This window comes from Aurantibacter aestuarii (assembly GCF_003008425.1).
In the GTDB taxonomy this organism is placed as follows: domain Bacteria; phylum Bacteroidota; class Bacteroidia; order Flavobacteriales; family Flavobacteriaceae; genus Aurantibacter; species Aurantibacter aestuarii.
The window spans coordinates 1-4,900 of record NZ_PXOQ01000018.1 but is presented as its reverse complement, the minus strand read 5'-3'; the positions used below and the strand labels follow the sequence as shown (position 1 = coordinate 4,900).

The following is a 4,900-nucleotide window of genomic DNA, read 5'->3' as shown; positions in this document are numbered from 1 at the left end:
CAGAAACAGGTACTACACCAAACTGTACAGATGAGAATAGTTTTGTGGTAACGATAAATGCAAGTCCTGATGTTTTTGTATTAGCAAATCAGACAGAATGTAATAGCTATACCTTACCTGCCATTACAGGAACAGGATTGGTATCACCTATGTATTACACGGGGCCAGGCGGAACAGGTACTGCGTATACAGCGGGAACGACTTTAAATGATACAGATTTTGCAAGTTATCCAGTTACGATCTATATTTATGATGAAACGGGAACCACGCCAAACTGTTCTGATGAAGAAAGTTTTAGTTTAACATTAATTACATCACCTGTTTTGGATGCCGTGTCTGATGTTTCTGCTTGTGACGATTATATACTTCCAGCTATTTCTGGAACAAATTTATCAGGAAATGAGTTGTATTACACAGGATCAGGAGGAACAGGAACATCTTACCCATCTGGGACTGTACTAAACGCTTCAGATTTTGCAAGTTATCCAGTGACATTATATGTTTATGATGAAACAGGGACAACACCAAACTGTTTTGACGAAGAGAGTTTTAGTCTTACTATTAATGAGCAGCCATATGCTGGAACTGATGGCTTCATTGAAGTTTGTGATAGTCCTCCACAAGCAATTCATTTAGATGATTTAATTATAGGAGAAGATGCAGGAGGAGTCTGGGCTCAAACTTCTGGGTCAGGAGGAACATTTAATCCAAATGCAGCTGTTTTTACGCCTTCAGCTGGAGCTACAAGTTCAACCTTTACTTATACAGTTAGTGGATCAGCACCTTGTATGGATGATGTTAGTCAAGTAACCGTTATTATAAATGAAACACCAACTGCAGATGCACCAGCCGATGTTACAGCATGTGATAGTTATGTATTACCAGCCTTAAGTGCGGGGAATAATTATTACACGGCAACCAACGGAGGCGGTACATTATTGAATGCAGGAGATGTTATCACAAGTACACAGACGATATTTGTATTTGCAGAGACAGCAACTACTCCAAACTGTACAGATGAGAATAGTTTTGTAGTAACGATAAACGCTACACCAACTGCAGATGCACCTTCGGATGTAACAGCATGTGATAATTATACTTTACCAGCCTTAAGTGCGGGAAATAATTATTACACGGCAACTAATGGAGGCGGTACATTATTAAATGCAGGAGATGTTATTTCTAATACTCAAACCATATATGTGTTTGCTGAAACAGGAACTACTCCAAACTGTACAGATGAGAATAGTTTTGTAGTAACGATAAACGCTACACCAACCGCAGACGCACCAGCCGATGTTACCGCATGTGATAGTTACGTGTTACCAGCCTTAAGTGCAGGTAATAATTATTACACGGCAACTAATGGTGGAGGAACAATATTAAATGCAGGAGATGTTATTTCTAATACTCAAACCATATATGTGTTTGCAGAAACAGGAACCACACCAAACTGTACAGATGAGAATAGTTTTGTAGTAACGATAAACGCTACACCAACCGCAGACGCACCAGCCGATGTAACAGCGTGTGATAGTTATGTGTTACCAGTCTTAAGTGCAGGTAATAATTATTACACGGCAACCAACGGAGGAGGAACATTATTAAATGCAGGAGATGTTATTTCAACAACCCAAACGATTTATGTGTTTACTGAAACAGGGACCACACCAAATTGTACAGATGAAAATAGCTTTGTAGTAACTATAAACAATACTCCAGGACAATCTGGTCCAATAGAATTAACCCATTGTGATCCAGATGCAGATGGCTTTGGAACTTTTGACTTGGGGAGTGTAGTAACCCAAATAAGTTCTGGAAATCCAAATATTGAGGTTTTATTTTTTGAAACTTTTGCAAATGCTCAGAATCAAGTTAATGATTTACCATTACAGTATGATAATATCATGCAAAATTCACAAATCATATATTATACAGCTGAAGATTTGACGACTGGTTGTAGTGCTATCTATCAATTACAACTAATTGTTTATCCAACGCCACAGATATTAGACACGCCAACGACTATAGAGATTTGTGATAATGCAACCGCAGATGGTTTTGCAACGTTCGATTTAACGACTAATAACACACAGATATTAGATGGATTAGATCCAGCCAATTATGAGATTACATATTACACGTCTCAGGCAAATGCAGAAGCACCAAGTAACCCAATAACCTCACCAACCGCTTATAACAATACCACAGCGTTTAATCAAACGGTTTGGGTAAGAGTAGAGGATGACCCAAATCCAACAGGAGTTACAAATGGTTGTTATAGTGTTGTGGCCATGAATCTGGTGGTTAATGCCAACCCAGTATTAGTACAACCAGACCCATTACAGTTATGTGATGAGAACAATCCAGGCGATGAGCAAGAATTCTTCACATTAGAAGATGCTAATGCTCAAATATTAAATGGACAAACCGGTATAGTACTGAGTTATCACTTAACACAAAACGGAGCAAATACAGACACTCAGGAAATTACCAGTCCATATGAGAATGTGGTAAACCCTCAGACTGTTTTTGTAAGAGCGGAAAATAGTGTAACAGGTTGTATAAGTACAACTACATTAACCCTTCAGGTTAACCCGTTACCATCACCATTAGCAAACCCAGCACCATTAACAGCGTGTGACACGGATAATGATGGTATATTTGATATGTTCGATTTAGACAGTCAGACTATAAGTATCTTAAACGGAGAGCCAAATGTGACGATAACTTACCACGAGACCGAGCAAAATGCGATAAGTGGCGCAATGGATTTAAGTAGTCCATATGAAAACATCCAACCATTTAGCCAATTGTTATGGGTAAGAGCAGAGAACAATACCACAGGATGTTACCGTATTGTGAATTTAGAATTACAAGTATTAAACTCACCTGTCATACCAAATAATATCGATCCAATCGATGCAACACCAGGTGATAATATTTATATCGTATGTGACGATAATAACGATGGATTTAATGTCTTTAATTTTGATATGAACGTAACACCAGTTGTGTTAGGTACTCAAAACCCGGCAGACTTCCCAATCAGTTATTACACGACACAAAACAATGCCATAAGCGGTATTAACCCAATTACTAACACGGCAAGTTATCCTAACGTGACTAACCCACAAACCATTTGGGTACGATTAGATAATGCCAATGGTTGTGAGACGATACGAAGCTTCCAGATAGAGGTAGAGTTCCCACCGGTAATAGTAACACCAACAGTATTAAATGCGTGTGACGATTTAGATGCGAACTACTATGAAGATAATGATGGCTTTACCACATTTGACCTAACGGTTAAAGATGGCGAGATTACCAATAACGATCCAAGTTTAGTGGTAAGCTATCACACTACAGCAGCGAGTGCACAAGCAGGAACGGTAACCATCCCAGATCCAACGATGTTTGTAAACACGGTAAATGCAGTGCAAACCATTTATGTACGAGTGGTAGATGCTAACACAGGATGTTTCAGTACAACCACCTTAACGGTACGTGTTAGACCAAACCCATCACCAACACAAAATCCAATGGATATAGAATTGTGTGATGACAATAACTCACCAGATGGCATAGAGGTATTTGATTTAACTCAAAATGCAGTAGACATCATCAATGGAGAGCCAAATGTAAGTTTAACGTACTATACAGATTTAAATGAAGCCTTAGCAGGAGTTAACTTTATAGTAGATCCAACGATGCATAGTAACGAAGATCCAGCTAACCCAGGAACAGGTATCTCACCACAAACCATCTATGTACGAGTAACCAGTGGAAGTGATGTTAATGGAACAGGCGGAACAGGTTGTTATACGATAGTAGACTTCGATATTATAGTTAATCCGTTACCAGTGATACCGACCGATGATTTAGATATCCGAGAGTGTGAGCCAAATACGGATAATGTATTTACGTTCGATTTAACTCAGAACACGCCTATAATCTTAGGAGCACAAGACGGACCAAACTATGCAGTAACTTATCATACAACCTTACTAGCCGCACAAAATGGCGCACCACAAATAGGTAATCCAGCAGCGTTTACTAACTCGAGTAACCCACAAGAGATTTTTGTAAACATCAGTAACACAACCACAGGTTGTGAGATTGCTACCTTAAGTTTCTTTATCGAGGTTAATGACGATGCAGTAGCGTATCCGTATGCTAATGTGTTTGAGGTTTGTGATGACAATATGGAGTTTGATAACGATACAACAAATGATAGTGCAACCTTCGATTTATCAACACAAGATGCAGAAGTATTAGGAAACGATCCAACAAATCCGCAACCGGCAGCAGACTTTGCAGTAAGCTATTACGAAACACAAGCCGATGCAGATGCAGGAACCAATCCATTACCAACATTATACAATAACATCGTTAACCCACAAGTGATATACGTAAGAGTAGATAACAACATCCCAACAGGCACGCCTCCAGTAGATGGTTCGTTCTGTTATGATGTAACTACACTAACACTTCAGGTTAACCCAATGCCATCATTTAATTTAGATGACATGTATCTAATTTGTGCAAGCACTAATGGAACAGAAGTCTTACCAAACGATGTGATAGACACTGGATTAAGTGCAGCAAATTACAGTTTTGAGTGGTATTTAAATGGAACAGTAATCCCAGGACAGACAGGACCAACTTTAGCGCCACAAGAAGGAGGAAGCTATGCGGTGATTGTGACAGATAATGTTACAGGATGTTCAAGCGATCTAAACGATCCAAATGCGAATACCATCGTAGAGGTAAGTACACCACCGGTTATAACCGCCGAGGTGGTTACCGATGCATTCTCAGAAAACCATACCATCCAGGTCACAGCAACAGGTGATGGAATCTCGGAATTTGAGTTCAGTTTAGACGGCGGAGCTTATGT

Annotated in this window: 1 pseudogene; it reads left to right on the top strand. The window is 39.4% G+C overall.

Annotated elements, in window-relative coordinates:
* Positions 1–4,900: pseudogene (locus C7H52_RS13510) on the top strand (hypothetical protein); the annotation flags it as partial.